This is a genomic window from Ruegeria sp. P8 (assembly GCF_056534665.1).
In genome coordinates, this window is sequence record NZ_JBQERC010000018.1 from 1 (window position 1) to 23,342 (window position 23,342).

Genomic DNA, 23,342 nt, shown 5'->3' on the forward strand with positions numbered 1-23,342 from the left:
GTGGTCCATTCAGCATATGACCCGTTCGCATTTTGCCACAGCACCTTGTAGCCACCGCCCGAAGCTTCGGCCTGAAGCGCCTGCCAGCCCGGCAGGCTGTCTGGCCCAATTGTATTGCCATTATACGTCAGGTTGATGGTACCGTTGATCAGGTACTCACCGCGGGTTGAAGACGCGAGTGTGGTCGACCCGCTGGTCTCGATATTGGTTGTGGCGTGGCCGGTCTGGCCGTCATTGTTCAGATCAACACCATAAAAGGCCTCGACATCCACGACATTGGCGATGCCGGTCCCGCTAACATATTGCCCCGAGGCATCCGTGGTCCATTCAGCATATGACCCGTTCGCATTTTGCCACAGCACCTTGTAGCCACCGCCCGAAGCTTCGGCCTGAAGCGCCTGCCAGCCCGCTAGCGAGTTCTGCCCAATAGACTGGCCACCATAAATCAAAGCAATGTTCGAACTTCCACCATCCAGCACATAAAGCCCTTGGCTGGCATGTTGTAACGTCGTTCCCTGTGTATCAATATCTGAAAGCTGCATTGCAGACTTGATATTCGACCGGGTATACTGCTGTAACCCGTCAAGAAACTGGACCAACTCTACGTCGTCTGCAATGGTGAAAGTTGTGCGCGTGACGACGTCCAAAAACTCGTACAAAACGCCGTTTTCAAAGAATAAATAGTTACTTATCGCGCTGACAAATCTGACAGTGTCTGTGCCGGTTCCACCTGTAAACGTGCCTGCGTTGCTCTGCACAACAGCCAGATCATTGCCCTGGTCCCCAAAGACCTGGTCAGCGCCGGTACCTTGGGCCACAAAAATGATATCGTTGCCTTGGCCGCCATAGATGGTGTTGTTATTGCTTCCGTTGGACAGCGAGTGAATGGTGTCGTTTCCGTCGTTCCCGCGCAAGACGTTCTGAGCGGTATTGCCGACAATAGTATCAGCACCCGATCCGCCAGACGCGTTTTCAATCACAACGCCATGCGCGATTGTGAAACCACCTTTTATTCCAGCCGCATGCGAAATCAGCCCACCTCCGGTGACGGAATAGTCCAATGTGGCGGCCCGGAGATCTATGTGAGCGTTCGAACTGCCAACATGTTGTATTGTGTCAATCCCGCCAGTATCCCAAATGGCCTGATACCCAGTTCCTGCGACGTTTGCAGAGGGAAGTGTGTAGGTATTGCCCCCGGAATTATATGAAGTATTCGCCCCATACATGGCCTGCAACGCGGCAATATCCAAAGCCCCAAGCCCCGTTGAACCACCGTACGTTGCGTTAAAGTGTAGCCCCCCGTTTTGTGAAGTCCATCCATCGTTATACGACATCACAGTGTAGACACCCTGATTGAGGCCCGCCGCCCCAAACGAGTCGAATGGCGACGTTACACCGCTCAACACGGTTGTACCCAATCCGGTGTCATGAGGATGCCCCAACCCAAGGGCGTGACCTAATTCATGGACCAAAGTAGTAAAGAAATACCCGCCCGGATCACCGTTTCCGTTGAAAGAAGCAGTCCAGTATGATGTGTTGAACGCGCCATAGGATGTCCCGCTCGATGGCGAATAATGAAATCCGAGAGTTCGCGGGTTTTCAAAGAATGAAGAAGGCGCGAGAACCTCAACCAAGTCAGCGAAACCAGAGGTGACTTCGACAAAAGTAATGTTTGCAACGGCTTCTATTGCGGCCAGCGCCGCACGGAACTCCGCCTTATACTCTGATGACCAAGCCTGCGTATCAGAGAAGTGCCCGAAACTGTAGGAGATCACCGTCGCGGTCGACGGATTCCCGTCACCATATGCATAGGTTCCCTGGATAGAGCTGAGCGGAGAACTTACAGACGGTCTGGGGATTGTTTTAACGGTGGCCATTTTTCTGTCTTAGAAATTAGGTGTTATTGATTGCGCTGAAACTGCTCGAACAAAGTGTTCTTTTTGGGGCAAACGCGTACTGGAGTGTCTCCTGCAAACTACAATATTAACGGCGATTCAAGAGTTACCTTCTAGAGGGACAGACCCATTTTTATTAAGCGCATACATGAATAAGAATATTTCCAAAAAACCGGTCGGATAGCGTGCATAGGCCGACTTAATACACGCAAAATTGATTTTCCTGGCGGTCCATACCTACGACAGTTTTGAGCACCTGTAGTGACAGAAGCAAAGGCGTGCGGATCTTCTCCTTAGTCCCGAGTCGTAATTCTTCTCAGATCCCAAAAGTTTGGTTCGAACAAGGTGCCTTTCGTTCGGGACTTCGAACCCAAGCGCGCGCCTGCACAAAGGGCCCAATTACCCTGAGGGTAAGGCCCTAGCTGTGACGTCCAACACCGCCGCTCATGTGCGAAGCAAAGCCTTACCATGGGTCAGACCATTCACCTTCTCCAGGATAGCGTACGCGTCAATGCAATGGTGCCGATAGAGGTCGCCGATTGTCCCTGTCTGACCAAAATGTTCGACCCCCAATGGGATGGTCTGATGTCCCTGTACGGCACCCAGCCAAGACAATGTCGCGGGGTGTCCGTCAATCACGGTAACCAGCTTGCAGTGGCGCGGCAGACCGGTCATCAAAGTTTCGATGTGGGACCGAGCCTCCTGATTGCCGCGCGATCGCGCCCGTTGCGCTGCCGTCCACCCGGCGTTTAGCCGGTCTGCCGAAGTCACCGCCAGCACTCCGATGTCTTTGCGTCCTTCGCCCATCACGCCAGCGGCTTTGATCGCTTCGGGTGCAACGGCCCCCTGATAAGCGATTACGACCTCGCAATTCGGGCCCGGCTTCCGCAGCCAGTATGCACCATCTATGGCACCTTGACGGAACTCATCGTCCACACGCTTTCCAGGTTGTTCAATCGGGTTTGTCGTCAGGCGCAGATAGACCGAACCGCCTGTTTCGTCCCGCAGCCAGGTGCGTTCGTCCGGTTGTCCTTCGCCGTCACGCTGAAGGTAATCAAAGGCCCATTCCATGATCACTGCCAGTTCATCGGCAAAGGCTGGCTCAAAGGCTGCCAGACCGTCCTGACTCATCCCGATCAACGGTGTGCCAATGGATTGATGCGCGCCGCCTTCCGGGGCCAGAGTTATGCCCGAAGGCGTGCCGACCAGCATAAAGCGCGCATCCTGATAACAAGCGTAATTGAGCGCATCGAGGCCACGGCTGACAAAGGGGTCATACACAGTACCGATCGGGATTAGCCGCTTGCCGAACAGGGAATGCGAAAGGCCCGCAGCGCCCAAAAGCAACATGAGGTTCATCTCGGCGATACCAAGTTCGATATGTTGCCCTTCGGGAGTAAATTCCCATTTTGCCGTCGAAGGGATACGGTGTTCAATGAAAGCGTCGGCTTGCTCGGATCGGGCAAACAGTTTGCGCCGGTTTACCCAAGGGCCAAGGTTTGTTGTGCCTGTGACATCAGGGGACGTCGTCAGGATACGCTCGGCCAATTGGCTGTCGCCCTTCGACAAGTCATCCAAAATCTTGCCGAAAGCCATTTGGGTCGAGATTTCGCGGCTTGTGTCGATGTCAATAGATGGAACATCCAGCTTGTCATCGAAATTGCGTCGCGGACCTTTTGCAAAGAAGGGAACTTTCGACAGAAAATCTTTCAGCGCCTCTGGGTCCGGCACTGCCGAGAGAGGTTCCCATTCCTTGCCGGCAGGCACGCCCATATGTTCTTGCCACGCGACGAACTGGCTGTTGTTCATCAGTCCGCCGTGGTTGTCCTTGTGGCCCGCAATTGGCGTGCCCCATCCCTTGACAGTGTAGGCAAGGAAACAGGTAGGGCGGTCATGTTCGATTGCATCAAAGGTTTGGGCCATGGTCTCGACGCAGTTGCCGCCGAGGTTTTCCATCAATGCAGCGAGTTCGGCATCTGTGCGCCGTTCGATCAGCGCCGTCACATCCCCCTGATCCCCAAGATCGTCCATAAGGCGCTTTCGCCAAACCTCGCCACCCATGAACGTCAGGGCCGAGTATTCCTGGTTCGAGCAGGCATCAATCCAGTCTCGCAGCCGATCACCGCCAGGTTCCTTGAAGGCCGCGCGCTGCAGGACACCATGCTTCACGCGAACAACATCCCATCCAAAGGCATCAAAGATTTTTTCGATCCGTTCGAACAAACCTTCACGAACGATGCCGTCAAGCGACTGCCGATTGTAGTCGATAATCCACCACGTGTTGCGCAGGCCGTTTTTCCAGCCTTCCTGCAACGCTTCGTATACGTTGCCTTCATCCAGTTCAGCGTCGCCCACAAGCGCCACCATGCGCCCCATCGGGGTATCTGCCCCCCAGTTTTTGGCCTTGACGTAGTCCTGAATGATCGAAGCAAACGAGGTGATCGCGACACCCAAACCTACCGAACCTGTCGAAAAGTCGACATCATCGATATCCTTTGTCCGGCTGGGATAGCTTTGCACGCCGCCAAACCCGCGAAAGTTCTCCATCTTCTCGCGGGTCTGGTTGCCCATAAGGTACTGCATCGCGTGGAAAACCGGTGACGCATGAGGCTTGACCGCAACCCGATCTTCGGGGCGCAAAGCCGAGAAGTAGAGCGCCGTCATGATCGAAACCATCGACGCGGACGACGCTTGATGACCACCAACCTTGATCCCATCCACCTTGGGACGGATATGGTTGGCATGGTGGATCATCCAATGCGACAACCACAGCAAACGCTGTTCGACGATTTTCAACAGCTTGGGATCATTCGGCATGGTGGTCTCCGGGTTCATGCGGCACTGCGGGCAGGGTAGGGCAGAGCTTGCTCCAAATCCGCAAGGATGTCATCAACGTCTTCCAGCCCGACGGAAAGACGGATCAGACCGTCGCTGATCCCATGTTCTGCCCGTTCTTCCGCAGTATAAGTCGAATGAGTCATGGATGCCGGGTGCTGGATCAGGGTTTCTGCATCCCCCAAGGACACGGCGCGTTGGATCATGTTCAGGCGGTTCATGAACTCGATGCCACCGGACAGGCCAGACTTGATTTCAAAGGCGATCATGGCCCCCGGCTGCAACATCTGGCGTTGTGCGACATCGTGCTGGGCAAAACTCTCAAGCCCCGGGAAATAAACCTCACTGACGGCAGGGTGTGCCTGAAGGTAATCGGCAACCACCTTGGCGGACGCACAGTGACGATCCAATCGCAGGTTCAGTGTCTTCAACCCACGCAGGATCAGCATTGCGTTAAAAGGTGCCATCACTGCGCCTGTCATGTCCTTCATGCCGACAAGCCGGATCTCAGAAATCTGCTCGACGGTTCCGACCACAAGACCCGCGACCACATCGCCATGCCCGCCCAGATATTTGGTTGCGGAGTGCAGGACGATGTCCGCCCCGTGCTCGATCGGGCGGGTCAGATATGGGCTGGCATATGTATTGTCGACCACAACCTTTGCACCGACAGAATGTGCAATCTCTGAACTGGCAGCGATATCCACCAAGCGCATGTTTGGATTGGCTGGGGTTTCAAAATAGACGACGCGGGTTTTTTCGGAAACAGCGGCTTTCAGGTTCGCAGGGTCCGTCATGTCGACATGGGTAATAGTGACACCCCATTTTGCCAGACCGTGGCGCATGAAAGCGAATGTGCAGCCGTAGAGCGTCTTGTCGACAATGACTTCGTCACCTGGCGACAGCAGGGTCCAAAGTACGGCGGTAATTGCACCCATCCCGCTGGACAGTGCAAGCCCGGCCTCGGCACCTTCCAGCACGGCAATACGCTTTTCAAGAAGGTCACAAGTAGGGTTCGATATCCGACTATAAATATGACCTGCGCGCTCACCAGCAAACATTTCACCGCCGGCCTCTGCGGTTTCGAAGGAGAAGGTTGAGGTTAAGTGGAGGGGCGGGGTCAGCGCACCATCGTTTTCAAATGGGTTGTAGGCATGATGAATGGCGCGAGTGGCAAATCCGGTTGTGTGGGTCACGGTGAGCTCCTGATCTGAGTTGTTACCACTTTGCGCCTTTACTTTGAGCAATGGGTTGCAAATAATGCCACGTTAATGGTGAATATTGGCATATTATGCTAAAACAGGAGAGAAAATGGACGCCAAAGACAGGCAGATCATTCGAGCATTGCAGCGGGACGGGCGTATGACGAACCAGGATCTTGCTGATGAGGTCAACCTGTCTCCTTCACCGTGTCTGCGGCGGGTCAAAAACCTTGAGGCCAGCGGTGTCATCAAAGGATACAGCGCCGATGTGGACGCTGCCGCATACGGGATGGCGATTACCGTCTTTGTCCGCATCCGGCTTGAGCGGCACAATGAAACAGATGTGCAGAAATTCGAAAAACGCGTTCGGATGATCGATGAAGTTCTAGAATGCCACGTGCTTACCGGCGCAATGGATTACCAGTTGCGGGTATTGGTATCAAACCTCGACGCATACGAGGACTTTATTCGAAACCGAATTCACCCGATCGGCGGAATAGCTTCGATCGACACCAGTTTTGTCTATGGAACAGTCAAGAAAACAGCGGTGTTTCCAGCCTGAGATGGCTTGAGTTCTCGAAAGTGACCCTTAGCATTGAGTTCCAGATTGTCAGGATGCGGAATAACCGGTTTCGAGGTTCTGAAACTATGGGTATTTGCCGTTAGAAAATTCGCCTACTGGATACACCTCCACAAAAGCAACATAATCATCATTACACGCATCTTCTGCAAGTCAACCTGCCCGTACACTCTTCTTAAAATACGCCTTAGTTCGAAATCTCAGGGTCGGGTCACGACAAAATCCGGCACGATCGCTGCTTGTTTGATAGCTTCCTCAACATCATGCCCGGCGAAGAATCCAATATCCGAGACAAGTGCCGAAGCCACTCCGGCATGACGCGCGCCCAGAATGTCAGTATGCAGACTATCACCCACCATCAGAACGCGGGATTTGTCGACGGGCCCAAGTCGCTGAAAGGCAAGATCATAGATATTGCCGAAAGGCTTTCCATAAAACTGCGGGGCTACACCCGTTCGGTCGGCCAAACGGTGCGCGAAAAGACCGGGCTCTTTGGAAAAGCCGTACTCGCGTGGGGCAACGATGTCCGGGTTGCCCACCAATACTGGACGGGGTCGGCTTAACAATGCCGCCTCCAACATCGCTTGTCGGGCTTCAGTCCAGGCGGCTGACCCGATCATCAGAAAACCATCAACGGTTTCGTAGGGCTGCGGGTCATCTTCCAGATAGGTTAATTTCAAACGTTCCAAGTCGCGAAGACCGGCGCTGGGTGTCGCCATCAAACCCCAGTGCAGCCCACGTCGGCCATTCAGCCCGGACAGCAACGTAGCCCGACTGGTAATCACATCCTGCGGCGCGAAGTCATATCCCAGCCTGGTGTATTTCTCCAACAGCGTGGCATGAGGAAACCCTGCGGCATTCGAAACCACCAGGACACGTTTGCCCGCATCCGTCAGTGACTTGATCCGTTCAGGCGTTTCGGGGATTGCTGTTTCTCCGATATTGAGAACCCCGAACGCATCCAGAAGAAATACGTCAAACTCATCAATAATTTCGGAAAGGGTCTCGATACGACGATAGCTCACGTCGTTCGGTTCAATATCTGGAAGGCGGTGCCGGACGGCTTCGTATGCCTTAAAAGCCTCCTGCGCTGAGAATCCGGTCAAATGATCGCTCCTCGTACTTTTGCCGAAACCCATTCGCTGATCATGACCGCAAAAAGAATTACAATCAGGATGAGGCTGACTTGCGGCCACGCCAGAACATTAAGCGAGGCCGAGAGCTGCAACCCGATGCCACCGGCACCAACCAGACCAAGCACTGTAGACTCGCGAATATTGATATCCCAACGAAAGACCGCAATTCCGGCAAAGGCTGGCAGGATTTGCGGAACGATCCCATATGCCATGACTTGCCACCGCGAAGCACCGGTGGCTGTGATCGCCTCGACCTGACCGTGATCAATCTCTTCAATCGCTTCATAAAGAAGTTTGGCGCAGAACCCGATTGAACGAATGGCGATTGCTATGACACCGGCGAACACACCCGGTCCGATGATAGCGATCAATAGCAGCGCCCAGATCAGCGAGTTGATTGAGCGGGTCGAGACAATGACCAACAAGGCAATGGGGCGGATGAACAACGCCGACGGGGTAGTATTGCGGGCCGCCAAAAAGGCAACCGGCACGGCCATGCACAGAGCGATGATCGTCCCCAGTGTAGCGATGTTCAGTGTATCCCAGATCGGGCGACCCAGCTGGGTAATATAATCCCATTTCGGAGGTGTTGCGCGGGTCCAGATATCGTTGGCGATACGGGGTGCGTCCCAGACGAAAAACCAGGTTGTCGATTCCGAAATGAGCTGCCAACAGTAGACAAAAACCGCTACTCCCAGAAGCCATCCAAACCAGCGAACCAGGCTTTGGCCCGTCGTCCGCCTGCGCCAGATTTGTGTATCGTCGCGTTCAAGAACCGGCATTACTGAACCCTCGCTCGGATTATTCCGGAAAGGTATTCGAGGGCCATGACGATCCCGATGATAAGGATCAGAATGGCGGCGGCAGTGTCGTATTCATATCGATCAAACGCGGTGTTCAGTGTCGCGCCAATGCCGCCTGCCCCCACCAACCCGAGAATAGCGCTTTCCCGGAAATTGATATCGATCCGGTACATGGACAGACCCACAAGCCTAGGCATGATCTGAGGCTGAACCCCGTAGTTGATCCATTGCAGCCATCGTGCACCAGAGGCCTGGATCGCCTCAGCCTGAACTTTGTCCATCGCCTCGATATCTTCGGCCAAAAGCTTGGAAAGAAACCCAATGGTTGCGAAAGACAGCGTCAAAAATCCTGCCAGCGGGCCAAAGCCAAAGATGGCCACAAGCAAAATGGCAACGATAATTTCCTGCAATGCCCGGCTTAGCGCGACAATGCCGCGACAGACTATGTAGATTGGCAACGGGGCGATATTACGTGCAGCCCCCAATCCAATCGGGATCGAAATCAGGATACCAACAACCGACGCGGCCACGGTCATCACAATGCTTTCCAGAAGGCCGGCCCAGATATCTGACCACCGTGAAATGAAATCCGGGCTGGTAAAGGCAAGGACGAACGCCCATCCCCTGTCCAGTCCCTCATAGACCCTGCCCCAATCAACATCGATGGTCATGAAAGCCGCAATCAGGTAGGCGAAGAACCCAAGTATCAATGCCCTGCGCAGCAACGTGTTTTTGATAAAGGCCGGTTTGCGCCAACCTTTTCCCAGCATGTCGTCAAGTTCTCGATGGCTCATTCTGCAGCCTCGACATCTTCGTCCTCATCCACTTTTTCGATGGTCGCTTCCCAGTCTTCCTCACCGTAAATCTCGGTCAGCTTTTCCGGGGTAAGCCCTGTTGGAAGGCCATCAAACACGATTTCGCCAAAGCGGAGGCCCACGACACGCGGAACGAACATCTGGGCTAGTGCCACGTCATGGATGTTGATGATAGCCGCCAGCCCGCGCTCCTGACACAGTTCGGTGATCAACCGCATGATCTGACGACTGGTCTTCGGATCCAGCGACGCGGTCGGTTCATCGACCAGCAACAACTTTGGGTCCTGGATCAGGGCGCGGCAGATACCGACCCTTTGGCGTTGACCACCCGACAACTCGTCCGCGCGTTTGTCAGCCATATGCAACAGCCCCACCCGGTCCAGCAGGCGGAAAGCCTCGTCCACATCCGACTGCGGATACCGCCGTAGAAAACTGCGCCAGAATCCGACATACCCCAACCGACCGGACAATACGTTTTCCATCACGGTGAGGCGTTCAACCAGAGCATATTCCTGAAAGATCATACCCATTTCGCGGCGTGCTTTCCGCAACGCACCCGACCCGAGTTTGGTCAGGTTCATGTCATCCAGAAGAACACCGCCGCTTGTAGGCTCAACCAAACGGTTGATGCAGCGGATCATCGTCGATTTTCCCGCACCCGAGGGCCCGATCAGTGCAAGCACCTGCCCTTTGGGCACCTCAAGATCGATGGCCTTCAGTGCCTGATCTCCGGTCTTGTAGGTTTTCGTCAGCTTTTGAAGACGCAGCATAAAATGCCCCCGATTAGGGTGGATAGCGGGCCTTTTCAGGCCCGCCTGATTAAGCAAGGCTTATTGGCAGGCGTAGGAGACGCCGTTTGCCGCGTCAATTTTCCGAATGACGTCCCAGAATTCCTGGTAAGTCATCTCCAGAAATTGGCCCTCGTTCGACTTGGAAAACTCTGCTTCAAGCGTCGTCCCTTCCCACTCGAAGTTGAAGAAAGCATTGCGGATTTTCTCCTGCAATTCGGGCGTCAGGTTGTAGACAGTGCCAAATCCGGTGGTTGGAAAGGTCTGCGATTTGTAAATCGTAACAACATCTTCCTCCTTGATCACATCCCGCAAAATCATCCGTGCCTTTACCGAATTTGCAATCGATGCCGCTGGATAGTCCTTGTTCGCCACACCAAGGATCGAGTTGTCGTGCTTTCCCGAATAGACGGGTTCGAAGTCGCGATCGGGCAGAAGATCAAAGTCACTTTTCAGGATCGCCGACGGTGCTTTGAAGCCCGAGTTGGACGTGGGTGACGTGAAGGCAAGTTGCTTACCTTTGATATCCTCAACCTTTTCGATGCCCGAGCCTGGGTAGGTGATGATCTCCATTTCATAACCGAAGTTACCGTCTTTTGAGGCCATAATCGTAAACGGTCGGAACCCGGCACAGTTTACTGCCAGTGGGTTGGACCCGGTGTTGAAGCCCGCAATATGCAGGCGTCCCGACCGCATCGCCTCGATCTGGGCGGCGTTGTTTTGGACCGGAAAAAAGACCACGTCCTTGCCTGTCTCAGCCTTCAGATGCTCTAGAAAGTCAGACCACGCGGTTTTGTATACGGCTGGGTCTTCGACCGGTGTATAGGCAAAAATCAGGGTGTCAGGATCAATTAGCTGGGAAGAATCTGTGGGGATATCCGCAATCAAATCCCCATCGACGTCGCAAAACCGCTCGTCCAGATCACCCCTCGGGCAATCTTGCGCCGAAGCTGTCCCGGAAAGCGACATGAGCGCAATTGCCGATGCCCCAACCAATAATCTGATGTCTATCTTCATGTTTTCCTCCCAGTCATGCGCGGTCATTTTGCAGTCCGCTGTTCGTCATTCATTTCAGTGTTTACGGGGCGACGAGAACATCAACCTCGGCACCGTTGATCGCGTTAAGCAACTCTCCTGTTGGTTTCGTGTCGGAAACTATGGAATCCAGTTTGGTCAGGTCTCCGACCTGAGACAGGCCTTTACGACCAAATTTCCCTGAATCGATTAAAAGATGTCGATTTGCTGCGCGCGTCAGCATCATTCTTTTGACAGCCGCAAAGCCGCGCACGGTTTCTGAAGGGCCTTCGACCGAAAAACCTGACGAGCCGATCATGCATCTGTCGACATTGAACCGAGACAGGAATTCCAGCGTTTCGGTTCCAATCGTCGCAGATTCGGTTGCCAGATATTCTCCTGGACAAAGCAGAACCTCGGCAGCCCCATGGCCGAGGGTCATTGCCACCGGGATTGAATTCGTAATCACTGTGCAAGGAGTGCCGAGATAGGCCAATGCACGGGCCATTTCGATTGTGGTCGAACCGGAATCGATCATGACCGTTTCACCATCACGAACCAGTCCCGCCGCGCTGATACCTATGCGTTCGCGCTCCTCAATCCGCGCGTTGGCTCGCTCGTCCAGACCTGGATAATGCCCTTGTGCCGGGGCAGATGCCCCTCCGTGCGCGCGTGCGATCAGGCCGTCATTCGACAGGGCGTCAAAATCCCTGCGCACCGTCTCGTTGGAGACGTTGAAACGCTGGGCCAATTCATTGATGCGAACGTGCGGGCGAAGCTTCAACTCCAGCAGTATTTGCTGGCGCCGGTCGGATTTTTTTACCCTACCCCGTCCCTTCTCAATCGTTTTGGCACGTATCTTCGTTTTGGACATCCAACAACCCAATCAGGTTTCAAACCCCACTTTTGTGGGATTTCGGGCATAATGCAATAATTTTTGTTGCATAACCCTCAGTAGGTTGTGACAATTCGGAAGAGTCCAAAGCGCAAGGCAAGAATGTGTGAATTGAACCGTTTCAAAGTGAAAACCCAAGAACCACCGTTAACGACTGAAGGTTATTCTGGGCGCGCTATTGATACCGTGTCATTGAGGACAGCATGAGCGACGGCAACATAACAGACCAGATTGCAGCACTTCCGATGCGCTGGGACAGGGATGGAAAGCTGCGTGTTTTGATGGTGACTTCGCGCGATACAGGGCGGTGGGTCATCCCAAAAGGTTGGTTGATGGAAGGAAAGAAACCTTGGCATGCCGCCGAAATTGAAGCCCTGGAAGAAGCAGGTGCAGTCGGGGCAATCTCGAAACAGCCGATTGGCCAATTTTTCTACGACAAGCGCTTTGAGGGCGCGAATAGCGTTCGCTGCCGCGTTACCCTCTATCCCATGGTCGTTGAAAAACTGAAGCGGCGTTGGAAAGAACGGGACGAACGGACGCGTCACTGGTTTTCACCGGGGAAAGCGGCAAAGCTGGTGGAAGAAAGAGATCTGTCAAGTTTTCTGAGAAATCTGACGGGCAATCAGAACGCCCAGTCTGTCATTAACAAGCTACGAAAAGCTGGATGAGAAAGCGCCTGACAAAACAAAAGACACTGGTGCACGATAACCAAAGGGAGGAATGAAAATGAAAAAACTTACATCCACGGCCGTCGGGTCGCTGATTGCAATAGCCGCATCTGTGTCGGCAGCCCAGGCAGACAAGCTGACACTCTATTGCTCGGCGCAGGAAGACTGGTGCCAACTCATGGCGCGCAGTTTCGAAGATGCAACGGGCATCGACGTCAACATGACGCGTAAGTCGTCAGGCGAAACCTTTGCCCAGATTCGTGCCGAAAGCTCGAACCCGAAAGGAGACGTTTGGTGGGGCGGCACGGGTGATCCGCATTTGCAGGCCGCCGAAGAGGACCTGACAATGGAATACATGTCGCCAATGCGCGACCAGCTTCATGATTGGGCAATTTCCCAAGCCGAAAGTGCCGGAAACAGAACGATCGGCATTTATTCCGGCGCACTTGGGTATGGCTATAACGCAGACCTGCTGGCGGCCAATAACCTACCCGAACCCGCCTGTTGGAAAGACCTGCTAAAGCCTGAATACAAGGGTCACGTTCAGATGGCCAACCCGAACTCGTCTGGTACGGCCTACACAACGCTGGCCTCGATGGTGCAGATCTTTGGCGAGGATGAAGGTTTTGAGTTCATGAAAGGCCTGCATTCGAATATCAACCAGTATACAAAATCCGGATCTGCACCAATCAAAGCAGCCGGTCGAGGCGAGAACACGATTGGCATCGTCTTCATGCATGATGCGGTAAAGCAGGCTGTATCGGGTTTCCCGATCAAGGTAGTCGCGCCATGCGAGGGTACCGGATACGAAATTGGCTCGATGTCCATTATTGAAGGCGCCCGCAACGAGGAAGAGGCGAAGAAATTCTATGACTGGGCGCTGTCGCCCGAGGCGCAGAACCTTGCTCTTCAGGTCAGCGCGTTTCAGGTGCCATCGAACAAGAGCGCAGAAACGTCGGAAAGCGCGCCTGACATGAGTCAGATCAAGCTGATCGACTATGACTTCAAAAAGTATGGTTCCTCAGACGAACGGAAGCGTCTGTTGCAGAAATGGGACGAAGAGGTTTCGGTTCTGCCGCAGTAAATGGCCAACCATATTACAAAAAAGACCCGTCCGGTTCTGATCTTTTGGGTCATCGCCGGGTGGGTCGGGTTTTGCCTGCTGCCGTGGTATATGGTCGACGGCGGCCTGTGGTCATTCGAATGGCTTTTTGACGGCTACCCGTTTGACGAAGATTATGCCCCCGCTGCATTCCTGATCGCACAGGGTGAGAAGCTTTGGCTTGCCCCACTGTTGATCGCTCTGACCTTACCCCATCTGGTGCTGAAGCGAGCCAAGTCTGACCCGCTCTATGCCCGGGTTCTGATCCTTTCCGGTGCGCTCGGCTTCGGCTGGTTGATCGCACAGGGATTCGGGATTGGCATCAGGGGTTTCAATTTCAATTGGTTGGAAGCCTATTTTGGCGAACTTGGTGATCGCCAATTCGGTATGGGCTATGGCGCAATGATTTGCGCTTCAAGCTTTCTGTTCCTGTTGACCCAAGGCATTGCGGCAAGAGGTGCCATCAACGGTGACGTCTTTGTTGTCAGTGCGATTGGCGGTGTGATTACCATCGTCACCGTCTTTGTCTTTTTTCCGATCGCCAAGATGCTGTTCGCTGCCTTCGTCACTGAAGATGGCGCATATTCCATTGCTGTCTTCTTTTCAAAGTTCTTTGATGCCCGGCTTTGGGGGTTGGGGTGTTTTTATGGTGCCAGATGCGGCGCGGCATGGAACTCGCTGTTTCTTGCCATCCTGGTTGGCTTCGTCACGACTGCCCTGGGTTTGTGCTTTGCACTGGTCGTGACCCGCTCGGGCTTTCGCTACAAACGCGTGCTGCGGGCTTTGACTGTTCTTCCGATCATCACCCCGCCATTTGTGATTGGCCTCGCGCTGATCCTGCTTTTTGGCCTGTCAGGCTCAGTCACACGGTTCGTCGCCGAACTGTTCGGCACGCAGCCAACGCGCTGGCTGTACGGAATGCCAGGCATATTCATCGCACAGGCCCTTGCGTTCACACCCATTGCATTCCTCGTTCTTATCGGTGTGGTGGAAGGCGTCTCGCCATCTATGGAGGAAGCGGCCCAGACTCTCCGCGCCAGCAGATGGCAAACGTTCAGGACAGTGTCCCTGCCCCTGATGCGCCCCGGTCTTGCCAATGCATTTCTTTTGGGCTTCATCGAAAGTATGGCCGACTTCGGAAACCCGCTTGTTCTGGGTGGGAATTTCGACGTTCTATCGACCGAGATTTTCTTTGCCATCGTCGGGGCGCAATATGACCAAGGGCGGGCCGCCGTTCTGGCCATGGTATTGCTGTTTTTTACTCTTTCGGCCTTTTACGCACAGCGTGTTTGGCTGGGCAAGAAAAGCTATACCACCGTAACAGGCAAAGGCGACGCAGGCGTGCACCCTTTGATGCCTACGGGTCTTTCTGTTCCCGTGCTGGTAATCGCTCTTGGCTGGGCGGTGTTCACGATCATTGTCTATGCAATGATCATCTACGGCAGTGTGGTTGAGCTTTGGGGGGTCAATAACTCCCTGACCCTAAAACACTACGTCACGGCATTCTCTGTTCGATTTGAAGAAGAGGGCATTCGTTGGACCGGCGCCGCGTGGGACAGCTTCTGGACTACCATAACCATTGCGGCAATTGCTGCACCTCTGACGGCAGCGGTTGGGTTGGTCACGGCTTACCTGTTGACCCGGCAAAGCTTTGCGGGAAAGAACGCTTTCGAGTTTGGGACCATGCTGTCCTTTGCAATCCCCGGTACGGTGATTGGTGTCAGCTATATTCTTGCCTTCAACGTTCCGCCCATCGAGATAACCGGCACAGGCGTTATCCTTGTTATCAGCTTCATATTCCGCAACATGCCGGTTGGGGTCCGTGCGGGCATCGCCAGCATGTCGCAACTTGACCGCAGTCTCGATGAATCCTCGCTGACCCTTGGTGCAAACTCGTGGCAGACATTTCGTCGTGTCATTCTGCCGCTGCTACGTCCCGCGATACTTGCCGCGCTTGTTTACAGTTTTGTCCGCGCGATGACGGCGATCTCGGCTGTGATTTTTCTGGTCAGTGCCGAATACGACATGGCAACCAGCTATATCATCGGGCGGGTCGAGAATAACGACTATGGTCTCGCCATTGCGTATTCGACGACGCTGATCTTCGTGATGCTGGCAGCGGTCGGTTTATTGCAAATTCTCGTCGGTCGGGTCCAGATCGGTCGGCGCACACAGAACACAACGGAGACACCCTCATGACCGACAACAAAATCGGTTCCAAGGCCGCCCCGGTATTATTTGAGAAAGTGTCGAAAGTGTTCGGCAAAAACGTTGTGGCTGTTGATAACATTAACCTTCATGTCGAAGCGGGAAAACTGGTCACGCTGCTTGGTCCGTCAGGCTGTGGGAAAACAACGACGTTGCGCATGATTGCCGGTTTAGAGATGGCAAGCTCTGGCAAGATTATGATTGGCGACCGTGACGTCACCAAACTGCCTGCAACAGACCGCGACGTATCAATGGTGTTTCAATCATACGCGCTGTTTCCCCACATGAGCGTGCTGGAGAACGTGATGTACGGCCTCACATTCTCGGGCTTTGCCAAGGATGAGGCTCACAGCCGCGCCTTGCATGGCTTGCAATTGGTAGGGCTCAAGGGGTTCGACAGTCGCCTTCCCTCCGAACTCTCGGGTGGTCAGCAACAACGTGTCGCCGTCGCGCGTGCGCTGGTTCTAGAACCACAGGTTCTGCTGTTTGACGAGCCGCTATCCAACCTTGATGCCAAGCTGCGACGCCAGGTGCGCGAGGATATCCGGGCCATCCAACAAGACCTTGGATTGACGGTTGTCTATGTCACCCACGATCAGGAAGAGGCCCTGGCCGTCTCGGACGAGATTGTTGTGATGCGGAACGCCGCGATCGCTCAGATGGGTACACCTCGCGAGCTTTATGATGCCCCGAATGACCGGTTTGTTGCCGATTTCATAGGCGAGGCAAACCTGCTCAACTGTCAGATCGTTGCAACCGACGGTGATGCTGCAACAATCGAGATCGAAGGTTACCGTCACACTCTGCCGCGTCGGGGTTTGACCAATGGGCCCGCGACCATCGCTGTACGACCCTCGCGCCTTGTGATTGGTTCTGATGACGGCATCGCCGCTACAGTGGCCAAGGCAACCTATGTTGGTGTGCGGATGGAATACACACTGACCGGCGCATTTGGCCAGGTTTTTGCGGTCCACGATGATGTTGATGCACCGCTTGCACCGGGTACCGAAATCAGGATGGGGTTTGCGGGCAAAGGGCCGGTACTTCTGCCTGACTAGATGCCGAATTTACTGATCATCACTCACCCCGAGGTCGTTATTGATCCGGATACCCCCATTACGGAATGGGGTCTGAGCACGACAGGTCGCCGGCGCGCCGCATCCTTTGCCGCCAGTGAAGTTATGGCCAATGTCAGCCATATCTGGGCCAGCAGCGAACGAAAGGCTCGTGACACTGGTGAGATTCTGGCCGCGCCCTTGGGGTTGCCTCTAAATATCCACCCGGAACTTGGCGAGAATGATCGGAGTACCACTGGTTTCCTTCCACGGGAAAAGTTCGAGGCGGCCGCGGACGCATTCTTTGCCCAGCCGGATATTAGCTTTCGCGGTTGGGAAACTGCGGCCGACGCGCAGAGGCGCATTCACCGGGCAGTCTTGGGAATCACTCGTGCCCATGGCACCGGAGACCTCGCCATCGTTACACATGGCGCGGTCGGGACATTGTTGTGGTGTGAACTTTCCGGAAATCCGATTGACCGCCAGTACGATCAACCTTCACAAGGCCATTATTGGCAGGCAAGCCTGACAACTTTGCAACCTAATTCCACTTGGTTGCCAATGGCCTAGGCGTTAAGCCCCCCAAGCGTTCTCTGCGATTTCCAACAAACTTTCAAATACATCTGGTGTGCCGGCGATCACGCGCCCACCGTCGCGGATCATCGCGTCGGCGTCTTGATCTTCGACAACACCGCCCGCTTCTGCAACCAACAATTGCCCAGCCAGACAATCCCAGGCGTTCATGTGTTCTTCCACATAACCCAGAAGTCGCCCGGCTGCGACATAAGCCAATGACAATGCACCGCTGGCGTTTCTGTGAAACATGGATCCGCGCTCGATCAGTTCTGCGACCACCGGCACGACGTGGCGAGTTTCGATCCGGTTCGAATACCCCACAGAAACCGTCCCATCCCGAAGAGCAACCCCAGAGGCCACGTGTATCGGTGAACCGTTCAGTGTCGCGCCCTCTCCGCGTGTTGCCACAAAGGTTTCATCCATATTCGGATCCCGGATCACACCCACCGCAGTGCGCCCTTCGGTGACACCGGCCAGAACAATCGTCCATACGGGTATGCCATTGACGAAATTCGTAGTTCCATCAATTGGATCAATCACCCAGTCAAAACCGCTCTTGCCTGTGGCAGCGCCGTGTTCTTCGCCAAATATCCCATCCTGCGGCCAAGCATCCACGATCCTTTGGCGAATGAACGTTTCGACGTTTTTGTCCGCCTCGCTCACCCAGTCCTGAGCACCTTTTTGATCGATGACCAGATTACTCCTGTCCAAGAAGTATTTCTCGGCTATCACCCCAGCTTCTTCACAGACCGCGATGGCAAAATCTCTGCGTTCCGAAAGACGATTCATGGCCTGTCCTTTTGTGTTTGTGTATCTAAGGCCAACATTGCGGTCCAAGCGGAAGCCTTGCAATGACTGAGTTGCAGCACCGTTCAATTCAATTCATGTCGCCTCGAGGTTGCCGAGCAAAATGGACGTCATATCGGCGGTTATCACCCCGTCTATGGCAACAACATCCATTCCAGTCTGATAATCAACGTTGCTTTTTGTAACTCCCGACAAGTCCGCATCTGAATCCAAGAAGACCCATTGAGGTTCATGCGCAGTGGTTTGCCCAACAGCCACCTGCAAAATCGCCAGTGCATCCACGGCATTGATGGTTCCATCTTGATTGATATCCGCCGCGATCAGGTTTTCCGCATCGGCAGGCCCCCATGTCGGATCGAGGCCAACCGAAATGCGTAACACTTGTAAAGCATCCATCGCGTCGATCTCTTTGCTCGCCGTTGAATAATGTTTGACGATGTCCAGTCTTCCGGGGAACGTGCCATCCGGAAGGTCTAAGTCAAATTGCCCCTGATCGTCAGCCGTGACAGATACCGTGCCACCGCCGACCGGTGTGAACTTGATCTCTGCATCCGACAATCCGGGATTAGCAGATTGGCTGTCCACTGTGATTGGCCCAAGCACGCCATCCGAACTGTCCGGCGTCAAACCGCCGAAATTACCGAAATCAACCGGAATGTGATCGGGGCCATCGAACCCGGCCCCGAAAATATCAGCGCTGGTCAGCGTTCCACCCGAAGCGGACTGAACCTGCACGACCTCGCCCCGATACTCTATCCGGGCCCCTTGTGTAGTGCTGGTAAAGGTCAGTTGCTGAGGGGACCGCAACAGCAGGTAGTCAAACAAGTCCAGACGGTCCACACCCGGCTGAAAATCCGTGATCGTCGTCATACTGCTGCCCGACTGCATCACGAAAATGTCGGCCCCTGCCCCACCTGACATGGTCGTAGCACCCGTTCCTGCTATCAGTATGTCGTCGCCATCGCCACCCATCAGGGCGGTATCCAGAATACTACCGCTCAGCATGTCGTCTGCGGCAGTCCCCGACACTGCTCCAAACCCTTTGTCCACGATCCCCAGATTATCGACAGGAACCGTAATGACAGTCACTCCGGCGCCTTGTTGCGACGTAGCCAGAACCTGCAACTCGTCACCAACATGGGCAAGGCTCAGCGATTCGACGTTCTGTAATCCACTAATCAACGTGTCAGCGAAACTATCCAGATAGACCAACTGGCCTTCCGGTGTCAGCGTGAACAATGTAAGCCCATCGTCGCCGCCACCCGCCACGACGAATACGCGCCCGTTGATGTCCACGATCTCAAGGTCCTGTACGGATTCAAAGCGGGTCGTGAGCGAATCCAGAATATGATCTGTGGCGCTCAGGCTGCCGTCAGCGTTCAATTGCAGCACACTGAGCGAATTGCTGCCGGCACCCGCCACGATCACCCAGGGTTTGCCGTAGGCATCGATCGTTTCGACGGCTGTCGGAGTCGAGATTCCGAGCGTCCCGAGGGCCGAACCGTTGTCAATTTCGGTCAACTGACCGGAAAGGCTGTCGATCCGATAAGTTGAGACTGTATTGCTGGCCGCATCACTTGAGATCAGGAAATGGTCAGTCCCTGCGCGCAGCGTCTGCATCGCGTCACCAGTGCCAGAAACAAGGCCAGCAAGGCTCAGCGTTCCGTCCTGATTGACAAGGTATGTCCCGATTTGACCCGTTTCTTCATGAGCCATTGCAAGAACATCCATCGGGCCAATCGACACTTGAACAATGGCCGAGATATCTCCGCCTCCTGTCAGAGATCCGGTTTCCGTAAGGGTGTCCAGGGTGCCATCTGGGTTTACGTCATATCCGACCAACCCGACCGCCATATTCACATCCAGTACAAGTTGTTCGGTTCCCGCCAGCGTTATCGGTGCGCCACTGCGACCAACCTGAAACGTGATTGTTCCGCTGTAATATTCCGTGTCGACCAGTTGCGGTAACGCGCCTTCGACCAGCCGCCAGACAGCGACGCCGCCACCCGGTCCGGTGACGGTATAAAGATACGTGGTGCCGTTAAACGTTTTTAAAGCCGTATCGCCGATACCTGAATCGAGCGCCGCGCTCCCCGTTGCCACCACACCTTCGAATTGAAGCATCACAGCCAACACCTCCTGCGCCACCCCTGGCCTTGACCAAAAGATGACCTGATGCACGGACCGAAACAAAAGCGGAATTGTGGTGAAAACGAGAAGTTCGGTTTCAGATTAACTCAATTTTTTGCTTTCGATCGCAACAGTAACCAGTGGGAAAGACAGATGAGCCAGCCGTTATCAGCGCGACCTGTCCTCCTTTTCGGTGATCGCGGAAACCACATGTGAGGGTAAGATGACCAAAGCACCAGAGTTCAACAACCGTCCGGCGGCTGAACCTTCGGAAACGGACCGCAAGCAACACATTCGCCAGTGGATCGAAGGAAAACTTGGCCGCTGGGCAGGGCGTGGAGCGGCCGGTGGGCTGATTTCAACTTTGATGGCCTTGCCCGCGTTGTCACAAGCCACAATTGAAGAATTATATGCTTTTCAATTCGCGGAAACCATTCCAGGCGTTCGCTCTGTCAAGCTGTTGAAGAATGGCGATGTTCTTCTAAAAATGGCCGATGGCCGCACAATGATAGTGGCCGCTGAAAATGTCCAGATCCTGGACAGCGGTGCCATCATGATCGCTGAGAATGCGGTTCAGGAGATTGCCCAATTCAGCGCGGTTGAAGCCGGTGTTTCCGCGGGCGCGTCCGCAGGCGGCATCAGTGGCGCTGGCGCGGCGTTGGGCGGATTGGGTCTGGCAGGGGCGGCTGCGGCCGCAGGAGGTGGTGGCGGTGGCGGTGAAGACAGCCCCGTCGTATCCGAACCCACCCCGACTTACACAAGCCTCAACCTCGCCGAGCTGCAATCCACAGCACTGAACAACGTCAGCACCAACGCCATCGCTCCCGAAGGGACTGCGACCATCGAAGTCACAATAGGGTCACTGGTGAAAACCGTGACACCCAACCCCGATGGCAGCTGGAGCATCTCTCTGACAGCAGCCGAAGCCAGCGGGCTTCCACAGGGTGTGTCGACGGTGACCATCAGGAACCTGGATGGGTCGGGGGCCGAGCTGTCGACACAATCCGTTCAGTTTGACATCGATACTGTCCCGCCAAGCCTGTCGATCACCGGGTTTTCTGACGGGCCGGTACTCAACCTGGCAGAACAGGCCTCCGATCTGACGGTCACCGGTGTAACTGATGCTGAAGACGGGCAAATCGTAACGGTTTCACTGAACGGGCAAAGCTATTCCGGTACGGTTTCCAGTGGACAGTGGAGCGTAACCGTCCCGGCGGCTGACCTTAGCGCCTTGCCTGACGGCGCAATCGTAAATGTAACGGCAGACGTGACTGACGCGGCTGGAAACCCGGCCGCACAGGCCAGCGGAAGCTTTGATACGGATTTCACCGCGCCAAGTGTTTCTCTGGATCCTGTTGCGGGTGGATCAATTGACCTGATTGATGTGGTTGGTGACTTAACCTTAACGGGTTCCACCACGGCTGAGGACGGGCAAACCATCATCGTCACGTTCGACGGGCAGGTGTACACCGGCACTGCGACAGGCGGAAACTGGACTGTCACGATCCCCAATTCTGACCTCAGCGGTCTGTCCACCGGAACACCTGCTGCAATTGTTGTGACGGTCGAGGATATCGCAGGCAACCCGGCCGTGCCGATTCTTGTTACTGTACCAGTAGACCTGACTGGCCCCTCAATTTCGATATCTCCGCTTTCCGTCGGCGCAGTTCTCAACGCCGCTGAAGCCGCGGCAAGCATGGCTATAAGCGGCACAACCGCCAATGTCGAAGATGGCCAGCAAGTCACCGTCACACTGGATGGTCAAACATATACCTCGACAGTGACGGGCGGAACATGGACTGTAACTGTCCCAGCCGGTGATCTGGCATCTTTGTCCGACGGAGGCAGCTTTCAGATCACCGCAGATGTCAGCGACGCAAACGGGCTGACAGCCCCTCAGGCTGATGTGACACTTTCGAAAGACGTCACAGGGCCGACCCTCAGCATCGACACGTTCTCGACCGGCGCATTCATGAATGCTGCCGAACAAGCGGTGGACCTGACAATATCGGGCGCAACGTCGGCCGAAGATGGCCAAGTCGTGACCGTCACTTTGAACGGTCAAATTTACACTGCTACAGCCACCGGAGGGTCTTGGAGCACAGTTGTCCCCGCTGCCGACCTTGCGGCCCTCTCTGATGCTGCCACCGTGGCGGTAACGGCGGATGTCTCCGACGCCGCAGGAAATCCGGCGTCACAGGCCAGCAACAGTTTCACGACCGATTTCACACCCCCTACCCTGGGAATAACCAGTATTTCTGACGGCACTGTCATGAACGCTGCTGAGCAAGGTACCGACCTGATTGTCTCGGGAACCTCTGACGCTCAGGATGGAACGGTCATTACCGTGGAGATCGCGCGCGCAGACGGAACTGTAGATGTAAGCGGTACAGCAACGGTAACCGGTGGTGTCTGGACCTATACCGCAACAGTTGCCGAACTTTCAGGCCTCCAGGACGCAAGTACCTATAATGTCACGGCTTCTGTTTCAGACACTGCTGGGAATGGCAACCAAATCTCGACGAGTTTCACAACCGATTTTACAGCGCCAGCAATCACGATCGACAGTTTGCCGGTTGGCTCCGTATTGGATGTAATGGAACAAGCTACAGACCTGACAATTTCAGGCACGACGACCTCGGAAGATGGTCAAATAGTCTCTATCACGTTTGGCGGGCAAACCTATACAGGTGTTGCATCGGGTGGAACCTGGGCGATAACTGTGCCAGCCAGCGACCTGGGTGCGCTTTCCGATGGAACAAACTACACCATCACCGCAACAGTAGACGATATCGCTGGCAACAGCGCAGTAGCGGCAAGCAGTTCGGTAACA

At 54.7% G+C, this 23,342-nt stretch carries 17 protein-coding genes and 2 pseudogenes; 8 read left to right on the forward strand and 11 right to left on the reverse strand.

Annotated features, from left to right (window positions below):
* The 3 genes from ACR0BZ_RS16755 to ACR0BZ_RS16765 all read right to left on the reverse strand — a co-directional run.
* Positions 1–1,877: M10 family metallopeptidase C-terminal domain-containing protein (locus tag ACR0BZ_RS16755; protein WP_480920789.1), on the reverse strand; the 1,877-nt coding region annotated here is incomplete at its 3' end.
* 462 nt (positions 1,878–2,339) lie between these two features.
* Positions 2,340–4,712 (reverse strand): 1-deoxy-D-xylulose-5-phosphate synthase N-terminal domain-containing protein, encoded by a 2,373-nt coding sequence (locus ACR0BZ_RS16760; protein WP_480920827.1) that lies wholly within the window; start codon positions 4,710–4,712, stop codon positions 2,340–2,342.
* Positions 4,713–4,726: 14 nt separating this feature from the next.
* Positions 4,727–5,926 (reverse strand): methionine gamma-lyase, encoded by a 1,200-nt coding sequence (locus tag ACR0BZ_RS16765; protein WP_480920790.1) that lies wholly within the window; start codon positions 5,924–5,926, stop codon positions 4,727–4,729.
* 115 nt (positions 5,927–6,041) lie between these two features.
* Here ACR0BZ_RS16765 and ACR0BZ_RS16770 point away from each other — a divergent pair, with 115 nt between their 5' ends.
* Positions 6,042–6,494, forward strand: coding sequence for an Lrp/AsnC family transcriptional regulator (locus tag ACR0BZ_RS16770; protein WP_480487508.1), 453 nt, complete (start codon positions 6,042–6,044; stop codon positions 6,492–6,494).
* 218 nt (positions 6,495–6,712) lie between these two features.
* Here ACR0BZ_RS16770 and ACR0BZ_RS16775 read toward each other — a convergent pair whose 3' ends face one another.
* The 6 genes from ACR0BZ_RS16775 to ACR0BZ_RS16800 all read right to left on the reverse strand — a co-directional run bounded on the left by ACR0BZ_RS16775 (position 6,713) and on the right by ACR0BZ_RS16800 (position 11,942).
* Positions 6,713–7,651 (reverse strand): HAD-IIA family hydrolase, encoded by a 939-nt coding sequence (locus tag ACR0BZ_RS16775; protein WP_480920791.1) that lies wholly within the window; start codon positions 7,649–7,651, stop codon positions 6,713–6,715.
* Positions 7,615–8,430: a phosphonate ABC transporter, permease protein PhnE gene (phnE, locus tag ACR0BZ_RS16780; RefSeq protein ID WP_267366604.1), complete on the reverse strand. Its 816-nt coding sequence runs from the start codon at positions 8,428–8,430 to the stop codon at positions 7,615–7,617. Before phnE (ACR0BZ_RS16780) ends, ACR0BZ_RS16775 begins: the two co-directional genes overlap by 37 nt.
* Positions 8,430–9,245, reverse strand: a complete 816-nt coding sequence (gene phnE / locus ACR0BZ_RS16785) for a phosphonate ABC transporter, permease protein PhnE (protein ID WP_480920792.1) — start codon at positions 9,243–9,245, stop codon at positions 8,430–8,432. Before phnE (ACR0BZ_RS16785) ends, phnE (ACR0BZ_RS16780) begins: the two co-directional genes overlap by 1 nt.
* On the reverse strand, positions 9,242–10,036 hold the full coding sequence (gene phnC / locus ACR0BZ_RS16790; RefSeq protein WP_480605757.1) for a phosphonate ABC transporter ATP-binding protein: 795 nt from the start codon (positions 10,034–10,036) through the stop codon (positions 9,242–9,244). The genes phnE (ACR0BZ_RS16785) and phnC overlap by 4 nt, the downstream gene beginning before the upstream one ends.
* Before the next feature lie 60 nt (positions 10,037–10,096).
* Positions 10,097–11,071: a phosphate/phosphite/phosphonate ABC transporter substrate-binding protein gene (phnD, locus tag ACR0BZ_RS16795; RefSeq protein ID WP_480483730.1), complete on the reverse strand. Its 975-nt coding sequence runs from the start codon at positions 11,069–11,071 to the stop codon at positions 10,097–10,099.
* A 61-nt stretch (positions 11,072–11,132) separates the two neighbouring features.
* Complete coding sequence (locus ACR0BZ_RS16800) at positions 11,133–11,942, reverse strand: DeoR/GlpR family DNA-binding transcription regulator (RefSeq protein WP_480487502.1); 810 nt, start codon at positions 11,940–11,942, stop codon at positions 11,133–11,135.
* 224 nt (positions 11,943–12,166) lie between these two features.
* Here ACR0BZ_RS16800 and ACR0BZ_RS16805 point away from each other — a divergent pair, with 224 nt between their 5' ends.
* Genes ACR0BZ_RS16805 through ACR0BZ_RS16825 form a run of 5 tightly spaced genes read left to right on the forward strand, consistent with a single transcriptional unit; the run spans position 12,167 to position 17,566 of the window.
* On the forward strand, positions 12,167–12,631 hold the full coding sequence (locus ACR0BZ_RS16805; RefSeq protein WP_480494134.1) for an NUDIX hydrolase: 465 nt from the start codon (positions 12,167–12,169) through the stop codon (positions 12,629–12,631).
* Positions 12,632–12,689: 58 nt separating this feature from the next.
* Positions 12,690–13,715, forward strand: coding sequence for an ABC transporter substrate-binding protein (locus ACR0BZ_RS16810; RefSeq protein ID WP_480539136.1), 1,026 nt, complete (start codon positions 12,690–12,692; stop codon positions 13,713–13,715).
* Positions 13,716–15,932 carry an ABC transporter permease gene (locus ACR0BZ_RS16815; RefSeq protein ID WP_480920793.1) on the forward strand — a complete coding sequence of 739 codons (2,217 nt, stop codon included), beginning with the start codon at positions 13,716–13,718 and terminating at the stop codon, positions 15,930–15,932.
* Complete coding sequence (locus tag ACR0BZ_RS16820; RefSeq protein WP_480920794.1) at positions 15,929–16,999, forward strand: ABC transporter ATP-binding protein; 1,071 nt, start codon at positions 15,929–15,931, stop codon at positions 16,997–16,999. The genes ACR0BZ_RS16815 and ACR0BZ_RS16820 overlap by 4 nt, the downstream gene beginning before the upstream one ends.
* Positions 17,000–17,566, forward strand: coding sequence for a histidine phosphatase family protein (locus ACR0BZ_RS16825; RefSeq protein WP_480920795.1), 567 nt, complete (start codon positions 17,000–17,002; stop codon positions 17,564–17,566). It abuts the gene before it with no gap.
* Positions 17,567–17,569: 3 nt separating this feature from the next.
* Here the strand turns inward: ACR0BZ_RS16825 and ACR0BZ_RS16830 are convergent, their stop codons facing one another.
* Positions 17,570–18,361 (reverse strand): inositol monophosphatase family protein, encoded by a 792-nt coding sequence (locus ACR0BZ_RS16830; RefSeq protein WP_480920796.1) that lies wholly within the window; start codon positions 18,359–18,361, stop codon positions 17,570–17,572.
* Between the two features lie 93 nt (positions 18,362–18,454).
* Positions 18,455–20,503, reverse strand: a complete 2,049-nt coding sequence (locus ACR0BZ_RS16835) for a dockerin type I domain-containing protein (RefSeq protein ID WP_480920797.1) — start codon at positions 20,501–20,503, stop codon at positions 18,455–18,457.
* Between the two features lie 559 nt (positions 20,504–21,062).
* Between ACR0BZ_RS16835 and ACR0BZ_RS16840 the strand changes: the two are divergent.
* Together ACR0BZ_RS16840 and ACR0BZ_RS16845 are read left to right on the forward strand one after the other, a co-directional pair.
* A pseudogene (locus ACR0BZ_RS16840) lies at positions 21,063–23,030 on the forward strand (Ig-like domain-containing protein); the annotation flags it as partial.
* Positions 23,025–23,336: pseudogene (locus tag ACR0BZ_RS16845) on the forward strand (Ig-like domain-containing protein); the annotation flags it as partial. The pseudogenes ACR0BZ_RS16840 and ACR0BZ_RS16845, both read left to right, overlap by 6 nt.
* Positions 23,337–23,342 lie beyond the last annotated feature (6 nt).

What these genes read in the sequence shown, in the direction of transcription:
- phnE (WP_267366604.1), bottom strand. Translation starts at nt 8,430, where the DNA reads ATGCCGGTTCTTGAACGCGACGATACACAAATCTGGCGCAGGCGGACG.
- ACR0BZ_RS16820 (WP_480920794.1), top strand. Translation starts at nt 15,929, where the DNA reads ATGACCGACAACAAAATCGGTTCCAAGGCCGCCCCGGTATTATTTGAG.
- ACR0BZ_RS16835 (WP_480920797.1), bottom strand. Translation starts at nt 20,503, where the DNA reads ATGCTTCAATTCGAAGGTGTGGTGGCAACGGGGAGCGCGGCGCTCGAT.
- ACR0BZ_RS16800 (WP_480487502.1), bottom strand. Translation starts at nt 11,942, where the DNA reads ATGTCCAAAACGAAGATACGTGCCAAAACGATTGAGAAGGGACGGGGT.
- ACR0BZ_RS16815 (WP_480920793.1), top strand. Translation starts at nt 13,716, where the DNA reads ATGGCCAACCATATTACAAAAAAGACCCGTCCGGTTCTGATCTTTTGG.
- ACR0BZ_RS16770 (WP_480487508.1), top strand. Translation starts at nt 6,042, where the DNA reads ATGGACGCCAAAGACAGGCAGATCATTCGAGCATTGCAGCGGGACGGG.
- phnC (WP_480605757.1), bottom strand. Translation starts at nt 10,036, where the DNA reads ATGCTGCGTCTTCAAAAGCTGACGAAAACCTACAAGACCGGAGATCAG.
- ACR0BZ_RS16775 (WP_480920791.1), bottom strand. Translation starts at nt 7,651, where the DNA reads ATGGGTTTCGGCAAAAGTACGAGGAGCGATCATTTGACCGGATTCTCA.
- ACR0BZ_RS16810 (WP_480539136.1), top strand. Translation starts at nt 12,690, where the DNA reads ATGAAAAAACTTACATCCACGGCCGTCGGGTCGCTGATTGCAATAGCC.
- phnE (WP_480920792.1), bottom strand. Translation starts at nt 9,245, where the DNA reads ATGAGCCATCGAGAACTTGACGACATGCTGGGAAAAGGTTGGCGCAAA.
- ACR0BZ_RS16760 (WP_480920827.1), bottom strand. Translation starts at nt 4,712, where the DNA reads ATGCCGAATGATCCCAAGCTGTTGAAAATCGTCGAACAGCGTTTGCTG.
- ACR0BZ_RS16825 (WP_480920795.1), top strand. Translation starts at nt 17,000, where the DNA reads ATGCCGAATTTACTGATCATCACTCACCCCGAGGTCGTTATTGATCCG.
- ACR0BZ_RS16830 (WP_480920796.1), bottom strand. Translation starts at nt 18,361, where the DNA reads ATGAATCGTCTTTCGGAACGCAGAGATTTTGCCATCGCGGTCTGTGAA.
- ACR0BZ_RS16805 (WP_480494134.1), top strand. Translation starts at nt 12,167, where the DNA reads ATGAGCGACGGCAACATAACAGACCAGATTGCAGCACTTCCGATGCGC.
- phnD (WP_480483730.1), bottom strand. Translation starts at nt 11,071, where the DNA reads ATGAAGATAGACATCAGATTATTGGTTGGGGCATCGGCAATTGCGCTC.